22 protein-coding genes are annotated in these 23,686 nt (G+C 61.8%); 15 read left to right on the top strand and 7 right to left on the bottom strand.

The genetic code is table 11. The features are described from left to right. The first annotated feature begins 10 nt into the window (after window positions 1-10). The 10 genes from BDK61_RS09495 (at window position 11) to BDK61_RS09450 (ending at window position 10,459) form a co-directional block, all read left to right on the top strand. Complete coding sequence (locus BDK61_RS09495; protein ID WP_007190355.1) at window positions 11-991, top strand: carbohydrate ABC transporter permease; 981 nt, start codon at window positions 11-13, stop codon at window positions 989-991. A 1-nt stretch (window position 992) separates the two neighbouring features. Next, window positions 993-1,994 (top strand): carbohydrate ABC transporter permease, encoded by a 1,002-nt coding sequence (locus tag BDK61_RS09490; protein ID WP_004961287.1) that lies wholly within the window; start codon window positions 993-995, stop codon window positions 1,992-1,994. A 4-nt stretch (window positions 1,995-1,998) separates the two neighbouring features. Next, window positions 1,999-3,195: an ABC transporter ATP-binding protein gene (locus BDK61_RS09485; protein ID WP_121303091.1), complete on the top strand. Its 1,197-nt coding sequence runs from the start codon at window positions 1,999-2,001 to the stop codon at window positions 3,193-3,195. 1 nt (window position 3,196) lies between these two features. Further along, on the top strand, window positions 3,197-3,400 hold the full coding sequence (locus tag BDK61_RS09480; RefSeq protein WP_005534343.1) for a hypothetical protein: 204 nt from the start codon (window positions 3,197-3,199) through the stop codon (window positions 3,398-3,400). A 25-nt stretch (window positions 3,401-3,425) separates the two neighbouring features. Continuing rightward, window positions 3,426-4,502, top strand: coding sequence for a Gfo/Idh/MocA family protein (locus BDK61_RS09475; protein ID WP_121303090.1), 1,077 nt, complete (start codon window positions 3,426-3,428; stop codon window positions 4,500-4,502). Between the two features lie 40 nt (window positions 4,503-4,542). Further along, on the top strand, window positions 4,543-5,607 hold the full coding sequence (locus BDK61_RS09470) for a glucose 1-dehydrogenase (RefSeq protein ID WP_004961295.1): 1,065 nt from the start codon (window positions 4,543-4,545) through the stop codon (window positions 5,605-5,607). A gap of 276 nt (window positions 5,608-5,883) precedes the next feature. After that, window positions 5,884-7,260 (top strand): ABC transporter substrate-binding protein, encoded by a 1,377-nt coding sequence (locus BDK61_RS09465; protein WP_011223313.1) that lies wholly within the window; start codon window positions 5,884-5,886, stop codon window positions 7,258-7,260. A gap of 173 nt (window positions 7,261-7,433) precedes the next feature. Further along, window positions 7,434-8,486, top strand: coding sequence for an HTH-type sugar sensing transcriptional regulator TrmB (gene trmB / locus BDK61_RS09460; protein WP_004961299.1), 1,053 nt, complete (start codon window positions 7,434-7,436; stop codon window positions 8,484-8,486). A 433-nt stretch (window positions 8,487-8,919) separates the two neighbouring features. Beyond that, entirely contained in the window at window positions 8,920-9,696 is a 777-nt protein-coding gene (locus tag BDK61_RS09455; protein WP_011223312.1) for a helix-turn-helix transcriptional regulator, read from the top strand. Between the two features lie 49 nt (window positions 9,697-9,745). Then, window positions 9,746-10,459, top strand: a complete 714-nt coding sequence (locus tag BDK61_RS09450; RefSeq protein ID WP_121303089.1) for a dolichyl-phosphate hexose transferase — start codon at window positions 9,746-9,748, stop codon at window positions 10,457-10,459. 30 nt (window positions 10,460-10,489) lie between these two features. Here the strand turns inward: BDK61_RS09450 and BDK61_RS09445 are convergent, their stop codons facing one another. The 6 genes from BDK61_RS09445 to BDK61_RS09420 are packed head-to-tail and all read right to left on the bottom strand — an operon-like array spanning window position 10,490 to window position 18,247. Next, window positions 10,490-11,074 (bottom strand): gluconate 2-dehydrogenase subunit 3 family protein, encoded by a 585-nt coding sequence (locus BDK61_RS09445; protein ID WP_121303088.1) that lies wholly within the window; start codon window positions 11,072-11,074, stop codon window positions 10,490-10,492. Between the two features lie 9 nt (window positions 11,075-11,083). Beyond that, on the bottom strand, window positions 11,084-13,090 hold the full coding sequence (locus BDK61_RS09440) for an ArnT family glycosyltransferase (RefSeq protein WP_121303087.1): 2,007 nt from the start codon (window positions 13,088-13,090) through the stop codon (window positions 11,084-11,086). Further along, complete coding sequence (locus BDK61_RS09435; RefSeq protein WP_121303086.1) at window positions 13,087-14,217, bottom strand: ABC transporter ATP-binding protein; 1,131 nt, start codon at window positions 14,215-14,217, stop codon at window positions 13,087-13,089. Before BDK61_RS09435 ends, BDK61_RS09440 begins: the two co-directional genes overlap by 4 nt. Continuing rightward, the gene (locus BDK61_RS09430; RefSeq protein WP_004961311.1) at window positions 14,217-15,839 is read right to left on the bottom strand and encodes an ABC transporter permease; all 1,623 of its coding nucleotides are present in this window, start codon (window positions 15,837-15,839) and stop codon (window positions 14,217-14,219) included. The genes BDK61_RS09435 and BDK61_RS09430 overlap by 1 nt, the downstream gene beginning before the upstream one ends. A 1-nt stretch (window position 15,840) precedes the next feature. Continuing rightward, on the bottom strand, window positions 15,841-17,028 hold the full coding sequence (locus tag BDK61_RS09425) for an extracellular solute-binding protein (RefSeq protein WP_004961313.1): 1,188 nt from the start codon (window positions 17,026-17,028) through the stop codon (window positions 15,841-15,843). A gap of 55 nt (window positions 17,029-17,083) precedes the next feature. Next, complete coding sequence (locus BDK61_RS09420; RefSeq protein WP_121303085.1) at window positions 17,084-18,247, bottom strand: alpha-1 4-glucan-protein synthase; 1,164 nt, start codon at window positions 18,245-18,247, stop codon at window positions 17,084-17,086. A 218-nt stretch (window positions 18,248-18,465) separates the two neighbouring features. On the opposite strand from BDK61_RS09420, the gene BDK61_RS09415 reads away from it, so the two are divergent. Genes BDK61_RS09415 through BDK61_RS09405 form a run of 3 tightly spaced genes read left to right on the top strand, consistent with a single transcriptional unit; the run spans window position 18,466 to window position 21,107 of the window. Next, a complete protein-coding gene (locus tag BDK61_RS09415; RefSeq protein ID WP_121303084.1) occupies window positions 18,466-19,209 on the top strand; it encodes a beta-ketoacyl-ACP reductase in 744 nt (247 codons plus the stop codon). A gap of 1 nt (window position 19,210) precedes the next feature. Then, a complete protein-coding gene (locus tag BDK61_RS09410; protein WP_004961318.1) occupies window positions 19,211-20,794 on the top strand; it encodes an acyl-CoA carboxylase subunit beta in 1,584 nt (527 codons plus the stop codon). Between the two features lies 1 nt (window position 20,795). Then, on the top strand, window positions 20,796-21,107 hold the full coding sequence (locus tag BDK61_RS09405; protein WP_004961320.1) for a hypothetical protein: 312 nt from the start codon (window positions 20,796-20,798) through the stop codon (window positions 21,105-21,107). Here BDK61_RS09405 and BDK61_RS09400 read toward each other — a convergent pair. Beyond that, window positions 21,104-21,289, bottom strand: coding sequence for a DUF7836 family putative zinc-binding protein (locus BDK61_RS09400; RefSeq protein WP_004961322.1), 186 nt, complete (start codon window positions 21,287-21,289; stop codon window positions 21,104-21,106). The two genes, BDK61_RS09405 and BDK61_RS09400, sit on opposite strands and share 4 nt — an antisense overlap. Window positions 21,290-21,432: 143 nt before the next feature. On the opposite strand from BDK61_RS09400, the gene BDK61_RS09395 reads away from it, so the two are divergent. Together BDK61_RS09395 and BDK61_RS09390 are read left to right on the top strand one after the other, a co-directional pair. Next, window positions 21,433-22,599: an ABC transporter substrate-binding protein gene (locus tag BDK61_RS09395; RefSeq protein WP_121303083.1), complete on the top strand. Its 1,167-nt coding sequence runs from the start codon at window positions 21,433-21,435 to the stop codon at window positions 22,597-22,599. Window positions 22,600-22,817: 218 nt separating this feature from the next. After that, entirely contained in the window at window positions 22,818-23,645 is an 828-nt protein-coding gene (locus tag BDK61_RS09390; RefSeq protein ID WP_004961326.1) for a DUF7551 domain-containing protein, read from the top strand. Window positions 23,646-23,686: the final 41 nt, after the last annotated feature.

The following is a 23,686-nucleotide window of genomic DNA, read 5'->3' as shown; positions in this document are numbered from 1 at the left end:
AGGTAACCGAATGAGTACAGAAACCGGCCGTGAATCCAGACGCTCGGGGGCACTCGTCAGCGTGATGCGGTGGATGGAGAACCTCAGCGACACGCAGTACGCGTATCTGCTGTTGGTGCCCGTGTTCGTCCTTCTGGGCATCGTCGCGCTGTACCCGCTGTTGCGCACCTTCGAGCTGTCGCTGTTCGCGCTCTCGGCGGACTTTTCAAGCACTACCTTCGTCGGCGCTGGGAACTACGTCGAACTGTTCACTGGCGAAAAGAACCGGTACCTGCCGGGCGGAACGACATTCCTTCCCGAAGGAGTTGGCACGAGTGCATTGCTGAACAGCGCGCTGGTCGTCACGATAATCTTCGCCGTCGTGAGTGTACTGTTCGAGACACTCATCGGCCTCGGACAGGCACTCATCCTCGACCAGGACTTCTACGGGCGGCGGTGGATTCGCGCGGCCATCATCATCCCGTGGGCTGTCCCTATCGTTATTCAGGGGATGATATTCTTCCTGATGTTCAATTCGAACGTCGGGTTCCTGACGCCACCGCTTGCTGACCTTGGATTGCTCGCGCCGACGAACACGCTCAACGACACGGCAAGTGCGACGTTTATCATCATCGTCGCCGATATCTGGAAGACGTCGGCGTTCATGGCCCTGCTCATTTTGGCGGGGCTCCAGAGCATCGACAGAGGCCTGTACGACGTGGCGAAGGTCGCCGGCGCGACGAAATGGCAGCAGTTCAAGCTCATTACGTTCCCGCTTATTCTGCCGACCATCGGCGTCGCCGTGCTGTTCCGGTCGGTGCAGGCGATGCGTGTGTACGGCATCATCGATACGGTGTCGAGCTGTACCGTCGTGCCGTCGCTGTCATGCATGGTCGTCGCGACGTTCACCACCCGTGAAGGGACGTCCGCGGCCATCGCGTTTGTGACGGCCGCGATTATCGGTATCGTCGTGATGGGACTCATCGTCTGGCAAGGGGAGGACGCGATCTAACATGGCTACGTCAACCGACACTCAGGAGCAGTCGAGCGACGGACCGCTACAGCGCTGGACCCAGAGCGCCATTCAGGACCCCGAAAAAGTGTACCGGGCGCTGTTCTACGTGGCCATGATTTTCTTCCTGGTGACGACGCTGTTCCCCTTCTACTGGCTCATCGTGCTGGCGGTGACTCCCGAAGGAAACCTGCTCTCGGGCAGTTTCCTCCCGACGGTGAACCTCTTCGGCGTCAGCGGGACGTTCCCGCTGCCAGTTCCGAAGGGCTTCAACCCGGGTGCGTTCGTCACCGTCTTCGAACAGGTGCCGTTCCACCTGTACATGTTGAACAGCTTCGCGCTGGCGGTCACGACGACGGTCATCGTGCTGTTCGTCGCCAGCCTCGCCGGCTACGTGTTCGGCCGCCTTCGGTTCCCCGGCCGCGCACTGCTGATGCTCGGTATCCTGGCAATCAGCTACTTCCCGCCGGCCGCGTTCGTCATCCCGCTGTTTCAGGCGTTTGCCGGTAACGCGCCGATTACGGTTCCGTTCACGTCCATTCCGCTGTTTACCCCACCACGGCTGCTGAACACGCCAGGGTCGATGGTGCTGCCGTTCAGCGCGCTGTTCATGCCGCTGTCGATCTTCATCCTGACGACGTTCTACGGCCAGATTCCCGACGGGCTGGAGGACGCCGCGCGGGTCGAAGGAACGACACGACTGGGCGCGCTGTTCCGGGTCATCATGCCGCTGTCCGCGCCGGGCGTGGCGACCGCGGCCGTGCTGACGTTCATCGCCGTCTACAACGAGTACTTCTTCAGCTCGATCATGGCAACCTCGCCGGAGGCGGCGAAATGGTCGCCGATCGTCGGCGGGATTCTCAGCTACCAGACCCAGTACACGACGCAGTTCAACCTCATGGCGGCCGCGAGCATCGTCGGGGTCCTCCCCGTCGTCATCCTCGTTATCGTCGCACAGGAACGCATCGTCAGCGGACTGACCTCAGGCGCACTCAAAGAGTAACACAATGGCAAGAGTACGACTCGAACACGTGACGAAACGCTACGACGACCAGGGTGACGTGGTCACCGCGGTCGACGACATGAACCTCGACATCGACCACGGCGAGTTCATCTGCTTCGTCGGCCCCTCGGGTTGCGGGAAGTCGACGACGATGGAGACCATCGCCGGGCTCACCATCCCGACCGAGGGTGAAATATACATCGGCGACCGCGAGGTGACGAACCTCCCGCCGAAGGACCGCGGCATCGCGATGGTGTTCCAGAACATCGCGCTGTTCCCGCACATGGACGTGTACGACAACATATCCTTCGGGCTGCGGCTGCGGGACTATCCACAGGACGAGATTGACCGACGGGTCGAGCGAGCCGCGGACATCGTCCAGCTAGAGGGGATGCTCAACCGGATGCCCGAGGAGATGTCCGGTGGACAGCGTCAGCGCGTTGCCATCGCCCGCGCTATCGTGCGCGAGCCCGACGTGTTCCTGATGGACGAGCCGCTGGCGAATCTTGACGCGAAGCTCAAGGTCCACATGCGAACAGAGCTCCAGCGCCTGCACAAGGAGCTGGACACGACTATCATCTACGTGACCCACGACCAGGAGGAGGCGATGACGCTGTCAGACCGGATCGCCGTCCTCGATTCGGGCCAGCTCCAGCAGATCGACCCGCCGCTGACCTGCTACAACGAGCCGGATAACCTCTTCGTCGCCGGGTTCATCGGCTCGCCGTCGATGAACTTCGTCGAAGGGACAGTCACTGAGACCACACTGGAGACGCCGAACTTCTCGCTCGAGTTCAATCCGTCGTCTATCGAAGGTGTTGGAGTCGGTGACAATGTGACGCTTGGCATCCGCCCGGAGGACATCTATCCGGGCGACCTCCAGTCGGAGGTTCCCGATCCCTCGGGAATGATTACGGCGACGACAGACATTCTCGAACCCATGGGCGACGAAATATTCGCCTACCTGCTGCTGGGCGACGGCGAAACGTCGATGTCTCAGGAACTGGCGACGAACGACCAGTTGCTGATGAGTATCGACCCCGACTCGGATCTTGAAGAGGACGAAGAGCTGGGGGTCGTCATCGACCGACGGAACGTTCACCTGTTTGACTCGGCTACCGGAGAGGCGATTGTCCACGACCTCATCCCGTACGAGGCCGAAGGTACTGCATCCAGTAGCGAAGTAGAATCAGACGACTGATATGAGTAGCCACCTCGCGATGCTGTATTGGAGCGGGATGCTCGTGCTGTTTTTCTTCTGGGCGTACGGTATCGTGTCGTTCGTCCTCGATCTGAAGAACAAAATCGTCCCCGGAATCATTCAGTATCGGCGCGGCCGACGCCGTGAGAAGGCGAAACAGGAACAGGAAGAGGAACGTGAAGAGCGTGAACAGCAGTTGTATTAATCCAATTTTGTGACACCTTTTACCAATGACTGAGACCGTTCGGATAGGCATCATCGGACTGGGGAACATCGCGGACATTCACTGTCGGAACCTCCGACAACTCGACCAGCCGGTCTCGATAGCGGCGGGCGTCGACGTCGATGCCGATGCGCGCCGCCGGTTCGCCGAAACGTACGACGCGGCAGTGTACGAGGAAGCCGCGGCGATGTTTGAGACGGTGGATGCCGTGCTGGTGACGACGCCGAACAGATACCACGAGCAGTACGTCGTGGCGGCGCTTGAGGCGGGGCTTGACGTGCTTGTCGAGAAGCCGCTGGCACACACGCTCGAAAGCGCCGAACGGATCGCTGCGGCTGCTGAAGTGGCCGACGGGTTCTGCATGGTCGGCTTCCACAACCGCTTTGCCGACCCGGTCGAGACGCTTGTGGGCTACCGAAACGCGGGCGACATCGGTGCGGTGTCACATATCGAAGCGAACTACATCAGGCGTCGTGGCGTTCCCGGCCGCGGGTCGTGGTTCACGCGCAACGACGTGGCGGGTGGCGGGTCGCTCATCGATATTGGTGCCCATGCTATCGACCTGGCGCTGCACGTCGCCGGCCATCCGGACGTCGTCGAGGTGTCGGGTGACACCCGCGCTCAGTTCGGCATCGACGAGGAGTACGCCTACGTCGAGATGTGGGGCGAGGATCAGGACGCAGCCGAGTTCAGCGTCGACGATTCCGCCAGCGCGTTTATCCGCTGTGGCGACGGCACAACGATATCTCTGGAGGTTGCGTGGGCGACGAACCGACCGGACAGTCAGGAGTACTACGTTCGCGGGACGGACGCAGGCGCGAAGCTCGACCTCGCAGACCAGTCGCTGACACTGTTCGAAACGGCCGATACTGGCCGGATGCACCACCGGACAACCGACATCGAGACACAGCGGTCTGACCCACAGCGAAAGGAGCAGGCACGGTTCGTCTCGGCAGTCCGCGACGGGACGCCACCATCGATGAACACCGTCGAGCAGGCGCTACGGGTCCAGCGCGTGATGGACGGAATCTACCGCTCCAGCGAAACTGGTGCGGCCGTCAGCATCGGTAGGACAGAGACCTGAAGAAAGACTTAATCCCCAGTGTTCTCACTCTCTGCCTGGCATGAAAGTGATTGGTGTTACGCGGGACGACGACGGTCCACAGCTCTTAGAGCGGGAGCGACCGTCGCCTGACCCGGGCGAGGCACTCGTCCGCACACTCCGCGTTGGTGTTGACGGCACAGACCACGAAGTCCTGAACGGGTCCCACGGTGGGTTCCCCGACGGGGCAGACCACATGATTCTCGGACACGAGGCGGTCGGCGTCGTCGAAGAGCCCAATGGCACGGGGCTCGAGGCGGGGCAGGTCGTCGCACCGACCGTCCGACGGAAACCGAACGGCGAAACGAACGAGTACTTCCGCCGGGGTGAGCCAGATATGGCACCGGACGGCGAGTACACGGAACGGGGCATTGTCGGCGACCACGGCTTCATGGCCGAGTACTTCACGTCGCCGGCGGATTTCCTCGTCCCGGTCCCCAAATCGGTCGCAGAGTACGGCTTCCTCGTTGAGCCGCTCTCTATCACCGAGAAGGCCAACGAGCACGCGTATGCGACGCGGGAACCGTTCGACTGGCGACCGGACTCCGCCTGCGTGCTGGGCAACGGGTCGCTCGGACTGTTGACGCTGTGGATGCTCGACCAGGAGTACGACCGGACGTACTGTGTCGGTCGGCGGGACCGCCCTGACCCGACGGTCGACATCATCGACGAGATCGGCAGCACGTACGTCGATTCCCGCGAGACACCGGTGGACGAACTTCCGGATGCCTACGAGGCGATGGACTACATCTACGAGGCGACCGGGTTCGCCCCCCACGCGTTCCAGACGGTCAAGGCGCTCGACCAGAACGGGGTCGGCGTGTTGCTCGGCATCCCGGAGCCGTGGGAGTTCGAAGTCGATGGCGGCTCGCTACACAACGAGATCGTCTTGCACAACAAATGTCTCATCGGCACGGTCAACTCACACGTCTCGCACTTCGAGGACGCCGTCGAGACCTTACAGGAACTTCCGGCGTGGCTGCTCGATGATTTAGTCACGACGGTTACCGACCCGGAACACGTCGAGGCTGCCTTCGAGGATGGGGACGATCAAATAAAAGCAGTCGTCGAGTTCGATTCGCTGTAAGTCCTCGGGTACAACCGCGCCCGAGCTTTTTCGCCGCAGTATGGCCTGGATATACCCCATCCAGAAGAGGATACATCGGGAATATGTAAGATAATAGATGTAAGATGGTGAGGTATTTACTCGCATACGATTAATTTGTTCCACCATTCAGACCCGAAAATTCGGGAGATATAGATGATTTATCGGGATTGATTCGAATGTCAAATGCTGACTTTCGCTATACAGAAGTATTAAGTGCGAATCTTCAATAAGGAATTATGAGGTATTGGTGCAACCATGACTGACGACAATTCAAATAAACGGTTGACGCGGCGTAACGCTCTTCGGATTGCTGGTGCAGCAGGTGCGGCCTCGCTGGCTGGCTGCGGTGGGAGTGACGGCGGCGACGGCAGCAGCGGCGACGGCAGCAGTGGCGACGGCGGTGACAGTACCAGTGGTGACGGCAGCAGCGGTGACAGCAGTACTGACAGCGGGACACAGTACAGCACACTTGAGGTCGCCCACTGGTGGGGTGAAGGCGACGGACTGGAAGCGATTCAGTCCGTCATGGACGCCTTCAAGGAGCAACACCCGGACGTTCCGTTCGACGAGAACCTCATCGCCGGCGGTGCCGGTGACAACCTGCAGGCGAACATCCGGACACGAGTGCAAAACGGCAACCACCCGAGTACGTGGCAGGCTTGGCCCGGAAACAATCTGATGCCTTTCACCGATGCGAACCTGCTGAAGGACATCGGCGACTCCGTGTGGTCGGAGAACAGCATGGAGGACGCGTACCTTCAGGGTGTCAAAGACGCGGCTCAGCCCGCCGGAAACTACGTGACGGTTCCGCTCAACATCCACCGGATCAACAACCTCTTCTACAACGTTGAGGTCGTCGAGGACGCCGGGGTCGACCCGACATCCCTCGAAACGCCGTCTGACCTCGTCGACGCAATGGCGACGGTCGACGAGGCTGGCTACACCGGAATGGCACACCAGACCGGGTCACCGTGGTCCAGCTTCCAGATGTTCGCGACGGTCCTCCTCGGCGAAACGGACGCCGAGACCTACAGCGCCATCTTCCAGAACGGCGAAGTCGACGCCAACAGCGACGCGCTGGAGTCGGCAGTCGAGACCACGCAGTCCTATCTCGACTACATCCCGAGCGACGCCGGGTCGATTTCCTGGACCGAGGCCAACAACCAGGTCATCAACGGCGAAGCGGCGTTCCTCCACCAGGGTGACTGGGCGGCCGGAACGTACATCACGAACGACCTCACGTACGGCGAGGAGTGGGACCATGTGACATTCCCGGGTACCGACGGCAACTACGCACTCAACATGGACTCGTTCCCGTATCCGGTCAACAACCCGTCCCCGGAAGCGACCACGCTGTGGTGCCAGTTCGTCGGGACGTCAGAGGCACAGGAGATCTTCAACCCGAAGAAGGGGTCGATTCCGCCGCGGACTGACGTGGACACCGACCCGTTCAACGACTTCTCCAAAGACCAGATAGAGGACTTCCAGAACAGCGATGCCCAGCCGCCGTCTGTGGCACACGGCCTGGCCGCACCGCCGGCAGTCAAGTCCTCGCTTGAATCCGCTATCTCGTCGCTGAACTCCGGTGCTGCGCCCGCGGACGTCGTCTCACAGATCTCCAACGCCTACTAATAGCGCATCGCAGCGCGCAGTTTTTTCGCTGTAGCAACTCGAACAATCGGGGTCCGCAGGTGGCCGCTGTGACGGAACAGTGAACAGTAGCGGATAGGCGCGCGACTGGGCCTGAAATTGTCTGCTGAGGAGAGTGCCGAAGTTCTTAGTACTCGACTCGCAAACGCCACACTATGTCTAGTGACGACTTGGAAGCATCGCTCGAACAGGTAATTGCGCGGTTCAATCTCGGCGAATACGAGATTTCAGCCTACCTGGCCGTGTTGCAACACGGCGAGCTGACAGCGTCGGAGATATCGGAGAACACGGACATTCCACAGCCGCGGGTGTACGATACGGTTCGAAGCCTCAGCGATGTTGGGCTGGTCGAACTCAAGGAGTCCCGACCGATGAAGGTCCTGGCTATCGATCCGCGGGAAGCGTTCGAGGGCATACAGGACTCGCTTGATGACCTCGTTGACGACCTGTCCTCGCGCTACACGGCGCCCGCCCGAGAGCCCGAAGCTGTTTCGCTCGTCAAATCCCGGCCGACGATACTCCGGTACCTCGAAGACATAATCGAAACGGCCGAGTACGAACTGACGCTGTCGCTGACCCCGGCCCTGTTAGAGCGGTTCGAAGACAGACTGGCAAGCCGGAGGCAGTCCGGCATCGCTATCGAGATCCTCATTTCACCGGGCGTCGACGCTCCCGACCCGGCGCGGTTCGATTACGAATCCATCGCGACCACGGTGAAGGCTCGTCGCGGTATCACGACACCGGTCGTCGCTGTCGCCGATGGAAACTACTCGATGTATGCCACCCGCGAGAGCGTCCGCGGTGACACGGACCGGTACGGCGTCATCTTCAATCGGTCGGAACTCGGATTTCTGGTGTCCGGGTTTCTTAACACGGTGCTGTGGACGACTGCCGAAACGATTGCCAGTGACGGCGAAGCGCTGCCGTTCCCGCGCCGCTACGGGACGATACGGCGCTGTATCTCTGATTTGATGACACTAGATGGGGAGTTCTACGCGACTATCGAGGGCCGGGACGTAGAGACGGGCGACCACCGGGTCATCGAGGGCAAAGTGGATCAGGCGTCGTTCAGTTCGAACCGCGAGGTCGCGACGCTGGTCGTTGAAACGGCCGATGGGCCGGTCGAGGTCGGTGGACAGGTCGCTGCGTTCGAGGATATCGAAGCGTACGAGATCCGAATCGGGACGGACGAACCGCCAGAGAACTGATCCTGTCCTGTCGGCTGTCGCTGTTTCTCACGATGGCTGCCCGAGTATAGACAGTCGATACGGGAACAATGGACAGCAGTCCATACTAAACGGACGCGGCTGGACGAGTCGACCGCTGAGACAATGAGCACCGTGGGTGGGCAACCCACGGCGATTGCATGACCCTTCGGGCTGGCGAAGTATGTCAGAGGCACGACATCGCCGGGCCCGAACGTGGCAATTCCACGAGACCAGCGTGCTCCATTGCGTTCAGCGGGGACGTGGTCTTGCGTGGACAGCAACAGTGTCTGCGTCGTGAGCGGTAAAAAAGATGGACACATTGGCTGCAATAATATCCAGTGCCCGGGAGAATAGTGTCCCATCTGAAGAACATTCCATTACAAATGGAAACTGATATGTACGAAAAATATGAGCTATAGTATATGGGGACAGTATGGGCGTAGAATCGCTTATTCAGTACGTCCGAACGTCGTCCGTCCGGACGGACATCATCGGTTCGCTGTGTCCCAGAGCCAAGGCCACCAACGAACTGCTGTCAGCAGTCACTGCCAGCGAGTCAGCGATCTACGATGCGCTTTCGAACCTCGAAGGCCGCGGTCTGGTCACCTCGATGGATGACGGGTGGCAACTGACCGGCACTGGCCGTCTGGTCGCCGATACGATCCACCGCCAGCACCGTCTTGAGGAACTTTTCGCTGTGGCTCCCCAGTACTGGGAGTCCCACGATACGTCAGTGCTGCCACAGCCGTTCCGGTGTCGCCTGCCTGAACTTGACGAATACACGGTCGTCCGCGGCACACAGACTGATATCAACCGTCCCGTCCGCGAAGTCGTCACCCGCGTTGAGAGTGTCTCTAGTTGCGATGTTGTCTCGCCGGTCTACCACCCTGAGTACGAGGCTGCGATGCCAGACAACGCCGATTCGAGGCTTGTGGTGAGCTGTGCTGTCATCGACGAAATCCTCGGCAAGGAGTCCGTCTCACTGGATACGAATCGGTACGAGGAGACGACCGTTCGTGTCACGCCGGTCCCGTACGCACTCGCCGTCGCCGACGACTGGATGATTCTGACGCTTCCAGAACTCGACGGAGCCTGGCCGTCAGCGAAGATAGTCTCGGAAGCGGATAGCGCGATTTTATGGGCAAGAGACCTCTTTGCGCATCTCTGGGAGGATGCAACCCCGATAGAGACGTATCTCGCCGACCGCTGATTTTGGCAAACCTAAACATTCAAGAACCGTGGGTTCTGACGGATGAGCAATGGCTATTCAGGGTTCGCGGACCGAAGGACTGGGCGGCTACACGTTCGACGACCTCGCGGTCGTCATGGGGACGTACAACGAAGAAGAAGCGATCGGCACCGTTCTTGATGATATCGCGACAGTGACCGACGGGCGCGCGGAAGTCATCTGTGTTGACGGGTCCAGCGACCGGACACCGGAGATCGCCCGCGACCACGGTGCGACAGTCCTCGAACAGGAACCACAGGGGTACGGCGTGGCGGTCCGTGAAGCCGTGTTGACACCGGATCGGCCGGTCGTCGTCACGACGGACTGTGACGACACGTATCCGATGGAACGCCTGCCCGACTTCCTCGCGGAGATAAACGACGGGGCCGACGTCGTTAGCGGCGACCGGCTGTACTACGGGGCCGAACAGATGCCTGCGATGAACAAGCTGGGGAACGAGCTGTTTGCCCTGCTCGCAAGCGTGCTCATGGGCAAGCGCGTCCACGACACGACCACCGGAATGCGCGCCTACCGCCGTGAGGTCCTCCAGAAAATCGTCTGGACCGAAAACACCGGACTCTCGGCCGAACTCCTCATGCGGCCGCTGATGCGCGGGTACGACGTGCGTGAGCGTCCTATCGAGTACGACGAGCGGAAAGGCGAGACGAAACTCGACCCGTTCTCCGGCGGGGCCGCCATCGCAAAGTCTATCGTTCGGGTCGCGCTCGAAGAACGGTTCCGCTAACGGACCGAGCAATCGCCGCCGGGACCCGGCTTACCGGTCGTTCGGTGGCTGCTGATAGCTACTCGTTCCGCCGGGGTAGCCCTGCGGATTCTCGATACCGACAAGCTCGCCGCCCGTCGGCGAACTGTACAGCGCAAACAGGAGGTCGTTGACGAGGTAGTATCGCACGCGGTGTCGCGGGTCGCCATGTGGGTCCGGGTCGGAAGCGTTGACACCCATTCCTCGCAGCGTTTCTTCCTGCGTCTCTGTGTCTAACGCAGTGAAGACGGTGTCCTCCCACTCTCTGGTGTAGGCGTCCAGATCTGCAACAGCGGTCGCCATGTCCGCCGCCCGCTCGGGGTCTGCCTCGACCCGTCCGGCGACGTAGCTGTCGACGAACTCCTGTACGCCTGCCACCTCGCTCGGATAGACAATAGCGGCGACGGCGCGGTACGTCTCGCGCTCGTGCTCGCCGAACTCCGATTCGGACGCATCAGCGTCGTCCTCGGCTGACTCGACAGTATCGTCGTCTTCGGACTCGTTCCAGGCGAGCGCCGCCGCGCCACCGGTGACGGTGACACCCGCCGCGCCGAGCGCTTTCAGTGCGTCACGTCTGGTGAGTTCGTAGTCAGTCATCGATTAGTTTCACGTATTTTCCGCCGTCGTGGTTGCGTTCATGCCGATTCCATCGCGGTGCGCGCCCGGGACGTAAGCTGCTTCGCCGTCACAGCGGCGCTGATCCTTACAGACTTCGAGCCGCGGCGTCAGCGTCCGGACGCCGCCGTCCGTCTGTGCAACTGGGAGTTCCGCCCGGTATTCGAACCCTGCGCCAGTGCCGTAGTCGACGAACATGATGAGCGTGACCGACCCGTCTTCCGGCGTCGGCACGCCGACCTGCTCGTCGATGCCGTCGCCGGTGAGCCGTGTCCGATTCTGGTCGGTCGAGAGCTGCAAATCGAGCTTGTCAACTCCAATAACCGTCGCATAGTCGTTCTCACCCTCGCTTGTGAGCCGCATCGAAACCAGCGCGGCCTGCTCCGGAACTGCCGCCGATACATCTGTCCGAACCGTCTCGCCCTCCGCCACAGACACCGGCTGGAGTCGCGGTTCGACGGGCAGCCCCAGATACGGGACCCACTCGCCGCGGAACACGTAGCGGTAGTAGGTTCGGTCCGGGTAGGCGTCGATAACTTCGAACTGTCTGTGTTGCATCGCGTAGACTGTGTCGCCGTTGAAGCCCGGGTCGTTGCGGACTGACTGGAACGGATGATTGAGCCAGTCACCGTACGGCGTTGGGAGTAAGACGAGACTGTTGTCGAGGTCCCGCTCCTCGAACGGCTCGTAGGCCTGTTCGAACTGCTGGGTCACTTCGTAGTTGTCCGAAACCGGCTCGGCCGCCGTTGTGACGGCCGCGCCGCCGCCCAGCGCCGCGCCACACAGCGCCACCGCGAGCAGGACCGGGCGGACCCGGTCCGCGCTGACCCGCTCTGTGACCAGCCGCCGCGTCCACTGGGCAACGGTCACGACGCCGACAGCACCGAACGCAGTTAGCGGAACAAGCATATCGACGTGGTAGAACGGCCCCAGGAAGGCGACCAGACCGTCGGTCGGGTCCGAGAGGTCCCCGAGCATGTTCACGGTGCCCCAGAAGTAGCCATTGCCGAGCGGAACCGTCAGGAGGACGCCGGCCAGCGCAGCCTGTCGACCGTCTATCCCGCGGCGCACGACAGCCCCGAGGCCGATAGCTGCTGCCACCGTCCCAAGCGGCCCGGCGACAACCCACTGGGTGACGAGTTTCCAGAGGAGTTCGGTGTTCGCATCCAGCGACATCGCCGGCGTGAACTCCCGAGAGTAGCCCAGAATCTCACGGTAGCCAAAGCCCGGCCCGTCCTGCGGGGCGAACACCTCGTAGGGGAACAGCATGGCGGAGCCGGTGACGACGTGGTTGTATGCAAGCGTCGCGGCGACACCGGTGAGCCCGCCGACAGCGGTCAGCGATAGGCGCGTGAACCGCGCTGGGTCCCGCGTCCGGAGCGCCCACAGCGCGTGGATAATGAACGGCGTCGCAAACAGCACGGCGGTGTATGGTCGCGCAAAGAAAGCGAGGCCAATCGAGAGGCCGGCACAGGCCGCTGTCTTTCGGCTTCCGGTCCGGTCGGCGTGGAGGTACGCCGCGGCGAAGCCGAGGTTCCAGAGCGTCGTCGGCACGTACGAGAGGAACACCGAGGCGTCGATCAGAAAGAGCGGCGACCCGAGCATGAGGACACTCGCCACCACGCCGGTTCGAGCGTCGAAAGCCTCGCGGACGGTGTGATACGTCATCGCCAGCGCGCCGGTCGAAATCAGGCCGAGCGCAACGCGGTACCCGCCTAACAGTTTCCCGACGGCGAACATCGCCGCCGGAACCGGCGCGTACTTCGGATACAGCCGCTCGCCGTCGGCCACGAAGAACCACGGTCGGAACGACTCCTCGACCGGCGGGTAAATGAACAGTTGTCCCTCCAGCAACATCGCGGCCTGCTGGAGGTAGACGCCCTCGTCGTGGTTGGTTGTGTGATGTGGAAAAACGACGTGAGCGAGCGCGAAGACGACGACCCCGCCGAGCAGTGCCACCAGCCCCGCCTGTACCCCCGGCTGGCGCAGTCGCTTCATTCCGTTGGATACCAGGCCAGGTCGTGGTCGGCGACCAAGTCAACCTCGACGGGCTGGCCCGGTTCGAACGTCTCGACGTGGTTGTGCATGCAGTGGACGACATCGCCGCTGTGGAGTTCGACCCGGTAGACGAACGAGGGGCCGTTGTACTGGCGGTGAACGACGTAGCCGTCGGCTTTGGACTCGTTTGTCGGCATCGCCTGCAGGTCGTCGGGCCGGACGAGCACGTCAACCATCGCCCCGTTGTACGCCTCGACCGGCCCGTTCAGTAACTCGACATTGAACGAGCCCAGCCCCGTCTCGATGCGGTCGTTGGTCACCCGGGCGGAGAGGAAACTCGCCTGCCCGAGGAAGCTCGCAACGAAGCGGCTTTCGGGGTTTTCAAACACTTCAGCGGGGTCGCCGATCTGGGCGATGGTCCCGTCGTTCATTATGGCGACGCGGTCGCTTATCGACAGTGCCTCCTCCTGGTCGTGGGTCACGGAGATGGCGGTGACGCCGGCTCTCTTGAGGATTTTGCGAACCTCCTCGCGCATCTCGACACGCAGGCGCACGTCCAGATTCGAGAACGGCTCGTCGAGCAGGAGGACGTCTGGCTCCGGAGCCAGCGAACGGGCGAGCGCGACACGTTGTTGCTGGCCGCCGGAAAGCTGGCTCGGCATCTTGTCGTGATGGGCCGAGAGGTCGACTAGCTCGAGCAGTTCGTCGACCCGTTCCGCGACGGCGTCTTCTTCCATCTCGGTCAGGCCGAAAGCGATGTTCTCGGCGACGGTGAGATGCGGGAACAGGGCGTAGTCCTGAAAGACGATGCCCACGTTTCGCTCCTCTGGCTTGCGGAACGAGGAGCCGTCGGCGATGACTTCGTCGGCGATCGATATCTGTCCGTCAGAGGGGCGTTCCAGTCCGGCAATCATCCGGAGCGTCGTCGTCTTCCCGCAGCCGGACGGTCCCAGCAGTGTCAGTAGTTCGCCGTCTTTCACGTCGAGCGAGAGGTTCTCGACGGCGACTTCGTGACCGTAGTCTTTGGAGACATCGTCCAGTTCCAGCACGGTCCGGTTCGGGTTTGCCACCGCTGCGTCCACGTCGTCGAAGTCCGATGTTTGCTGTGTGCGTGTTTGTCGAGACATTAGCTTGTGTCCTCCCGTCGAAGAATGACCAGCATGGAGAGTCCGGAAAGGCCAACGAGCACGAGGGCCGGAACCGCCGCCTGTCCGTAGTAGCCGGCACCCTGGACGAGCCAGATGTACGTGACGAAGGTTTCGAAGCCCGTCGGGCGTAACATCAGCGTTGCCGGCAATTCCTTCATGGTCGTCAGGAACACCAGCGCGGCCCCGGCGGCGATACCCGGGGCAACGAGGGGCAAGACGACCTTCCGAAACGCCGAAAGCGGGTGATAGCCAAGCGACCGCGCCGCCTCGATGTAACCTGGGTCGACCTGAAGAATCGAGGATTCGGTCGTCCCGACGGCCTGCGGGAGGAACCGAATCACGTAGGCAAACACCAGCAGGATGACGCTCTGGTACAGGAAGGGGACGTACCGGAGGCCAAGGTACACCAGTGCCAGCCCGAGGACGACACCGGGGACGGCGTAGCCGACATACGTAGCTCGCTCGGGAAGCGACGAGACACCCGACGTGCCGCGCGCGGAGAGATACGCTATCGGGAGCGCCGCCACGACACAAATAGCGGCTGCAGCGGCCGCGAGACCGACCGAGTTCCAGGCGTAGGCCGCCTCGAACGCAAAGCCACCGGCACTGTAGCCCGTGCCGGAGCGCAGGAGCCACTGCAGCAGGATGCCGATGGGCAACACCAGACACAGTGTCGCGATGGCACCGCAAAACAGCAGTGCCGGGACCTTCCAGTAGCCGAGCCTGATGAGCCCGGGCCGGCGCGAGCCGCTGCTGACGTAGGCACCGTCCCGCCCGGCGCTGAGGCGGGACTCGACGGCAAGGATACCGAGCGCCATCACGAGCAACAGCATCGAGAGCACGGAGGCATAGTCAAGCCGGCGAGCGCCGAACTCGTTGTAGATCATCCGGGTGAACACGTCGTACTGCATAATCGCCGGTGTCCCGAAGTCGGAAAGGGCATACAGCGCCACCAGCAGCGCGCCAGCGGCGATACCGGGTGCGATCTGTGGCAGCGTGACGCGGCGGAACGCCTCCCAGCGCGTGTGGTTCAGTGTCCGGGCGGCCTCGACGACGGTCCCGTCGAACGACAGGAGCGACGCGCGCGTGGTCAAGAACACGTACGGGTATGTAAACAGCGTCAGCACCAGTATCGCGCCGTGCAGGCCGTAGATAGTCGGAATTTGCTCAATTCCGAGCGGCGAGAGCAGGTCCGCGAGGACGCCACGGGGGCCAAACGCCGAAACGAACGCGAAGGCCCCGATATAACTCGGGACGACCAGCGGCAGTGCGGACGTAATCGTCCAGAATCGCTTGAACGGCAGGTCCGTCTGGGCGGTGAGAATCGCCAGCGGAACGCCGATAAGAATCGATGCGACAGTGACGCCAGTCACCAGCGCCAGCGTGTTCAGCGTCACCGAGACGGTCGTATCGCTCGTCAACAGTTCGACCGCACGCGCGAACTCGATTTCGCCCGCCCGGAGAAACACCCACACTAGCGGCGCCAGTAACAGCAGCGAGATCGCGAGTGAGACCACTGCGAGCAGCGTGTGCGGCGACGAGTCTCGTTCCGATGTCGTCGCCTGCTCCCGAAGCCGCTCGTACCGGTCTTTTGTGCCCATATTAGAGGACGCCAGCGTCCCGCAATAAGTCAACGGTTCCGGCCACGTCGGCCAGTTCGGTCAGGTTGATCTCTGGCGGGTTCAGTTCGTCGATGCGTGGGAGGTCGCCGACCGGTGCGACACCCGGAATCATCGGATACGCGAACGTCCGGGTGGCGAAGAACTCCTGTGCCTCCGCCGAGAGGACGTGCCGGACGAAGTTCGACGCCAGGTCCGCGTTGTCGGTTCCATTGATAATTTCGAGGCCCGAAACGTTGACGAGTGCGCCAGCGTCGCCTTCGGTGAACGCGAGGCCGATCGGCGAGTTTTCGCGGGCCGACTGGACCCGAAGCGTGTAGTAGTGGTTAGCGAAGCCGGCGGCCAGTTCCCCGTCAGCACAGGAATTGGAGACGCGGAACTCGTCGTCATAGGTGGTGATGCCGTGGTCCTGCATCGCCTGAAGCCACGACATCGTCTCGTCGTCGCCGCGAATGAGTCGCATTGCGGTGACGAACGACTGGAACGCGCCGTAGCTCGGTGCCCAGCCCATGCTGTTTTCGAGGGCAGCCGCCTCGGGGAACTCCTGAACCGTCGACGGGATATCGGATTCGGATATCTGGTTCGTGTTGTACGGGATCGCCCGAGCGCGACCAGCGATGCCCACCCAGCGCCCCTCGCTGTCCTGGTACGCGTCGGGGACCGTCGAAAGCGCCTCGTCGGGGAGGCTCGCGGTCGCGTCGGCGTTTGCAACAGCTCCGAGCGAGCCGGCGTCGATGGACATGAACACGTCAGCAGGACTTGCGCCGGCCTCGTTTTCCTCGATGATGGTGTTTGCGAGGTCGCTGGAGGCTTCGAGCCGGTGGTTCGCCGTGAAGTCCGGATAGCGCTGTTCGAGCAGATTGATGAGGTCGAGATAGAGTCCACCCTCCCCGCCACCTAGATATAGCGTCAGTTCGCCGCTGAGGTCTGGCAGGTCTTCGATCGAGGTGCCACCGGGAGCCTCCCGCTGTGCGACCAGTGGGCCGGAGCCACGGAAGTCCGACAGGGAAATTTGCTGCCCAGTTGTGGTTCCGGCCTCGCCGTCACTTCCGCCGTCGCCACCGTCACCCCCACTGAGGATGCCGGAACAACCGGCAAGCGCTGTCGCAGCAGTTGCGCTGCCGAGAGCAAGGAAGCGGCGTCGAGACTGCGTCGCGTTACGTCCAGTCATATCGTTAGAATCACTCATTGTTTGATTTAGGGTTGCCTAAACAACTTAGGCCTTTCTAGTCGTCGGCGGTTGCGGGGACCTGTTCCGTCGCGGCGGCGTCCAGCTCGTCGAGACATTCCAGCCAGTCGAGCATGAATTCGCCGCAGTAGTTAAGGAAGGCACCGTTTTCCCAGTCGCTGAAATCGCCGTCGGCCATCGCTGTGGCGATCGCGTCGAACACTTCGGCGTAGGAGTCGGCGTCTGCACCGGCTTCGTCGACGATCTCCCAGACGTGCTCGTTGAGTTCGAGCCCGTGAACCTCGTTGGTCAGGTCCGAAAAGGTCGACCGGGGCGCTTTGTTGTGCTCACACAGCGGGTCGCCGTTGTAGATCTGTTTGCCCAGCACGTCACAGGCCCGCTTGAGGAACACGCCCGACCAGATGTCGTCGAAGCGGCCGACATCCCATTCGTTGTCGTCCATCGGGAGCTGGTAGAACGCCGGGATGACTTCGCGGCGGAATGCGAGGTTCATCGAGCAGACGGTGAGGTACTGGCCCTCCGCGGCGACGAAGTCATCGCCGAAGTCCGCCCCGCTGGTACGGGTCTGCGCCTGCCCCTGCAGGTCGCCGTCCATCAGGATGCGAACCGCGTCAAGGTCGGGCACGTTCGTCCAGAGGCCCTGCGAGGCGACTACGTCGTTGACCTGCGTTGCTTCTGTTGCAACCGTCTCATCCATCGCGGCGTAAGGGTAGCCACGCGGGTAGAGGCCGTGCTCGTCCTCGTTCTGGTAGAGAACGTTGACCCACTGTTCATCGGAGCTGACCGTCTCGATTTCGCCCTCGAAGGCCAGATTCGACATGTGGGTGCCGAAGAAGTCCGCGTCCTCGTGTGGTAGCGTGTCGTCGTCGATGAATACGCCGTACTCGTAGTCGTTGGCCCACATATAGAGGAGACCAAACGATGTCTGGGCGTGGCTCGCTTCGGGGATAAGGTGTGAATACTCGCTTGTGCCGTGGTTCTCAAACCACGCCTCGCGGGCGGTCCCGTCGTAGACGGCCCCGTCGACGCCCTCCTCGTCGAGCATCTGTTCCATCGCGTCGGTGTCACAGAAGTCCTCGGTGATGAGCACGACAAACAACCGGTCAAGGTCGAATCCGTGTTCCCGGGCGTTCTCGAAGTACGAACGCATACATTCATGATTTCGAATCGTCGGCACCATCACGCAGATGTCGGCTGTCATGTGCTGCCTCCACGTCTTTAGGCCATCCTAAAAAATATGGCGTTCTCACTTTGTTTCCCTCGTGAGTCTGTTTTCCAGCTATCACTTCTCCTGTAACTGGTATATCATTATATTCCAAATCTGGCGTTTAATGTTGTATTAGGAGAACTATTATCTGGCTGTGCTTTGCCAGATTAGGTGATGAGCGTACGAAGCAACAGGGCTCCCATCAATCACAAATGAACCTGGACAATCAAACCTGTGTCGTCACTGGGTCCTCACGCGGTATCGGTCGCGGAATCGCCAAAGACCTCGGTGCTCACGGGGCCAACGTCGTCGTTAACTACCGGTCCTCGGAGGCGGAAGCCCGTGCCGTCGTTGAGGATATCCGCGAACGCGGTGGCACCGCTATCGCGGCGCAGGCCGACGTGGCGAAACTCGATGAGGTCCGGGCGATGCGTGAGAAGGTGGCCGACGAGTTCGGTCCCGCGGACGTGCTCGTCAACAATGCCGGCATCACCATCGACAAAAAGTTCGAGAACATGACCCGCGACGACTGGGAGACGGTGATCGATGTCAACCTCGGCGGCGTGTTCAACGGGACGAAGGCTTTCTATGATGATATTCGTGACGCCGACCACGGCCGACTCATAAGTATCTCTAGCGTCGTCGGCCAGCAGGGCAACATCGGGCAGGCCAACTATGCGACGACGAAATCCGGGTTGTTCGGATTTACACGGACGCTTGCGCTCGAACTGGCACACACGGGCTCGACCGCGAACTGCGTCGCGCCGGGCTTTGTCAAGACCGATATGCTAAAGGAGGTGCCCGAACGCGTGCAGGAGAAGATTCTGCGGGAGATTCCGCTCGACCGGTTCGCACGCGTCGAAGACATCGCCGGCATCGTGAGGTTCGTCGCCAGCGAGGAATCGAGCTACATGACAGGACAGGTACTTGGTGTTAACGGCGGGATGGAGTGGTAGGATGAGTCAACAGGAAGAACCAGACGACGAGACTGGGGCGCCTGACGACGCGGTCGAAGAGTTGCGACAGAAACGGGCCGAAGCCGAACTCGGGGGCGGTGAAGCCCGTATCGAATCCCAGCACGAGAAGGGCAAGATGACCGCCCGCGAGCGTATCGACTTCCTCGTCGACGACGGCACGTTCAACGAGGTCGATCCGTTCGTCGAGCACCGGTCGACGAACTTCGGCATGGAGGAGAAGCGCTTCGCCGGCGACGCAGTTGTCACGGGCTACGGCGAGGTCGACGGCCGGAAGGTGTTCCTGTTCGCCCACGACTTCACCGTACTCGGTGGCTCGGTCGGCGAAGTCGTCGCCGACAAGATCTGCAAGGTGATGGACCGCGCGATCGAAAACGGCGTCCCGGTCATCGGCCTCAACGACTCCGGCGGCGCACGCATTCAGGAAGGCGTTGACTCGCTGGTCGGCTTTGCCAAGATATTCGAACGCAACACCAAAGCCAGCGGGCTCATCCCCCAGATATCCGCGATTATGGGGCCATGTGCGGGCGGGGCCACCTACAGTCCAGCGCTGACTGACTTCACCTTCATGGTGCAAGACACCAGCCACATGTTCATTACCGGGCCGGACGTCATCGAGACGGTGACCGGCGAACAGGTGTCGAAAGAGGAACTCGGCGGCGCGGGTTCGCACTCTACCAAATCCGGTGTTGCCCACTTCTCGTACCCGTCGGAGGAGGAGGCGCTCGAAAATATCCGGCGGCTCCTGTCGTATCTCCCGGCGAACAACATGGAGGACCCGCCGCGAGTCAAGCCCTGGGACGACCCCGACCGGGAAATTCCCGGCGTGACCGATATTGTCCCGTCAGCACCGCGCAAGCCCTACGACATGACGAAGGTCATCGACGCTATCGTGGACGAGGACTCCTTCTTCGAGGTTCACGGCAACTGGGCGCGCAACGTCGTCGTGGGCTTCTCGCGGATGGACGGCCAGTCGGTCGGCGTCGTCGCCAATCAGCCACGCGTGAGCGCGGGGACACTCGACATCGACGCGGCGGAGAAAGCGGCCCGGTTCGTCCGCTTCTGTGACTCGTTTAATATCCCCATCCTCACGCTCGTCGACGTGCCCGGATTCATGCCCGGCACGGACCAGGAGCACAACGGCATCATCCGGCGGGGCGCGAAGCTCATTTACGCCTACGCCGAGGCGACGGTCCCGCTGCTGTCGGTCGTCGTACGGAAGGCCTACGGCGGTGCGTACATCGTCATGTCCTCGAAGTTCCTGGGCAGCGACGTGAACTACGCCTGGCCCGGTTCGGAGATGGCAGTGCTCGGTCCGCGGGGAGCCGTCAACATTCTCTACCGGAACGAAATCGCGGACGCCGACGACCCGGATGCCAAGCGTCAGGAACTGATGGACGAGTTCCGCGACGAGTTTGCCAATCCGTACGGGCCGGCGAAACGGGGCTACCTTGACGACGTTATCGAACCGAAAGAGACGCGCAAGCGCCTCATTCAGGACCTCGACCTCCTGCAGCGCAAGCGCGAGGACACGCCGCCGAAAGACCACGGCAACATCCCACTGTAACATGGCGACTCACGATACACCACAGCCGGACACGGAGGCGGCGCTGCCCACTGCCAGCGCGGACCCGGACGACCTGTCGCTGTCGATACCGGCGGACGCATCACAGGCAGAAGCAGCGGCTATCACCGCTGCGATCAGCGCTCACCTGACCGACCGCCAGCGGGCTGCTGTGGCCACAGCACAGCGGCAGACGGTCGAATACGTGGACGAGTGGAGGCTCGCCGGACGGCTGGCGAGCGTGGGCAAACGCCGCCCTCCCAGCAACGTCAAGCGAGGCGATGAGTGGAAGGCAGCGGCGCGAGCGCGGTACTAAGAGTCGGTAAACTCCTGCAGTACTTCCAGATCGCGAGTGGTCCGCATGAACTCCGACAGCGACCGCTCGGCCCCACAGTCGTCACAGGCAAACTGTGTCTCCGGGGCCGGGAGGTCGGACACTTGCTCTTCCCAGGCGACTGAACACGCCGGACATTGGAGTTGAAGCCAAGCCTCCTGCATATTTCGTGTGTGGTTAGCACACACGGATATACTTTGTGTGGATTCTCACTGTCGAGGGCTGTGGTGCTATTTTGCGATTCGGGGCGCTTTTGGCCTGCCTAAATATGAGAAGATTTAAATTGATTAGGCAAGCCTAAAAAGACATGAACCGACGAGAGTATATCGTTGCGGCCGGTGTTGGGCTGGCAGGTACCGTCGCTGGCTGTTCGGGTCAGTCCGAGGCCGGGAGCGGTAGTGACGGTGGGGCCGATGAGTCGACGGCGTCCGGGACGACGGCTGCGGAGTCAACTCCGACGGCGACCACCGAAGCGACGGATTCGAGCTACGCAGTCTCGATGGAGCCGGTCGGCGAGGTCACCTTCGAGTCAGTCCCGGAGGTCTGGGTCGCGAACAACGGGAGCTGGGCAGATATGGGGATTGCGCTTGGCCTTGATGCCCCGGAGGGGGTCTGGCTGCCGTCGCGGTATCACACTCAGTACTACGACGAAATCCCGGGCGTCAGCGTCGACGGGAACTCGATTCAGAAGCTGTGGGGCGACAGCGGTGTCGGCAAGGAGCAGTTCTACGAAATAGATGCCGACATCCACGTCATGGACCCGAACTTCCTGCAGAGCCGCGGGTCCTGGGAGCAGTCTGACATCGACGAAATCGAGTCCCAGATAGCCCCCTTCTTCGGGAACAGTATCTTCTCGACGGGGTACGAGTGGCACGATTACACCTACTACACGCTGTACGAGGCATTCGAGAAACTCTCCCAAGCGTTCCAGCGGACCGACCGGTTCGAGGCGTTCCAGTCCCTCCACGAAGAGTTCCGGACGAGTCTGGACGACATTGTCCCGGACTCGGAGTCCGACCGGCCGGAGGTAGCTATCGTATGGGCCGGCAGCGACGAGCCCACCAGCTTCTCACCGTACCTCATCGAAGACGGGACCAGCTTCAAACAGTGGCGAGACCTCGGGGTACGCGATGCCTTCGCGAAGACCGATGTCAGGGACTTCCACGCAGACCGCAGCAAGGTCGACTTCGAGACCCTGCTCGACATCGATCCGGAGTACCTGCTCCTGCGGGGGCAGGAGAATAAGACACGCTCGGAGTTCGAAGACACGGTCGTCAGTTTCCTCGAAGCGGACCAGACTGGGAGCGAACTGACGGCGGTACAGAACGGGAATGTGTACCGCGGTGGGCCGCTGTACCAGGGACCGATAACGAATCTGGTCCTCACAGAACGGGCCGCGTCGCAGGTGTATGAGGTTGACCGGGAGCTGTTCGACCGCCAGCGCGTCGCCGATATCGTCGCCGGAGACCTGTAAGGACCCATGGCCGGAGCAACCCGACTCACTACCGAGGCTGCGGGGGGGCTGGGAGGATGGAGAGACACGGCTCCGGTCGGGCGGCTCTGTGGCTGTGTCGCCATGGCTGGCATTGAGCACGCAGTAAGCGGAGCCGTCGACGCGTATCGGCGCGCGACTAAACACACCGTCACCGATGTACCGGGTTTCGGACCGACGCCGAGACAGACACTGTAGCAATGGTTGGACGCACACTCGCAGACATCCGTGACAGGCTCTCGGAGCTTAGTGTGGCTATCGGGCCGTATCGCGTTGTCAGCGCCAAAACGGGCACGCCGCCGTTCCCGGTGTCGGGTATGCAGTTCCCGGACCGCGAGACGGCTGCCGAAGCGGCCAGCGTAGCGACTGCCTACCGAAGTGCCCTGCGTCGATACGACCCACGTGTCACCGTTCACGGCCTCATCGTCTGTGAAGCGCCGTGGGGGACCGATGCCGTCAGGACCGCCCCGTCGTCGCTTCCGGAGTACTGTCACACGGTCGCCGGGTCGCTGTTCGAAGTGCTGTCGGGTCGCCATCGCTCCGTCGAGCAGGCAGTTATCGACAGCTATCTCGAAGCGGCCGAGGAAACCGAGAACCGCGAGCGACTCTGTCTGGCGATGCTCGAAAGCATGGCCACGGCGCTCGCAGAACACCTCGACCCGGAAGTACAGGCGGACACCCTCCGAGAAGCCGCCGGGCAATTGCCGCGAAAGCCAAGCGGACCCGAGCCGGTTCGGGACGCCATCGCCGACCTCGAAACAGCGGGGTTAGTTGACGAGGCAGCAATCGAATCCGCAGCCGTCGGCCCTGGCCGCTGTGCCAGATATATCACATTACAGAACTATCGCCCGACGCTGTCGGACCTCCGCTGCCCAGTGTTGCCGATTGCCGTCGAACTACTGCGCCGGACGAGTATCACGCCACAAATGGCACAAGCGGAGCGAACTGCGGATGGCTGGCGACTGCTCGTCTCACTGGCCGGTGACCAACCCGCCGAGGGGCTATCTGTCGTCACGACGACTGCTTGAACATTCCACTCGTTCTATAGGTCAGACCGTAATACATACAC

Origin of the sequence: Haloarcula quadrata, from assembly GCF_003634715.1 — an archaeon.
Taxonomy (GTDB): Archaea; Halobacteriota; Halobacteria; order Halobacteriales; family Haloarculaceae; genus Haloarcula; species Haloarcula marismortui.
Note: the sequence above shows the minus strand (reverse complement) of the source record. Positions and strands in the feature narration are given on the sequence as shown.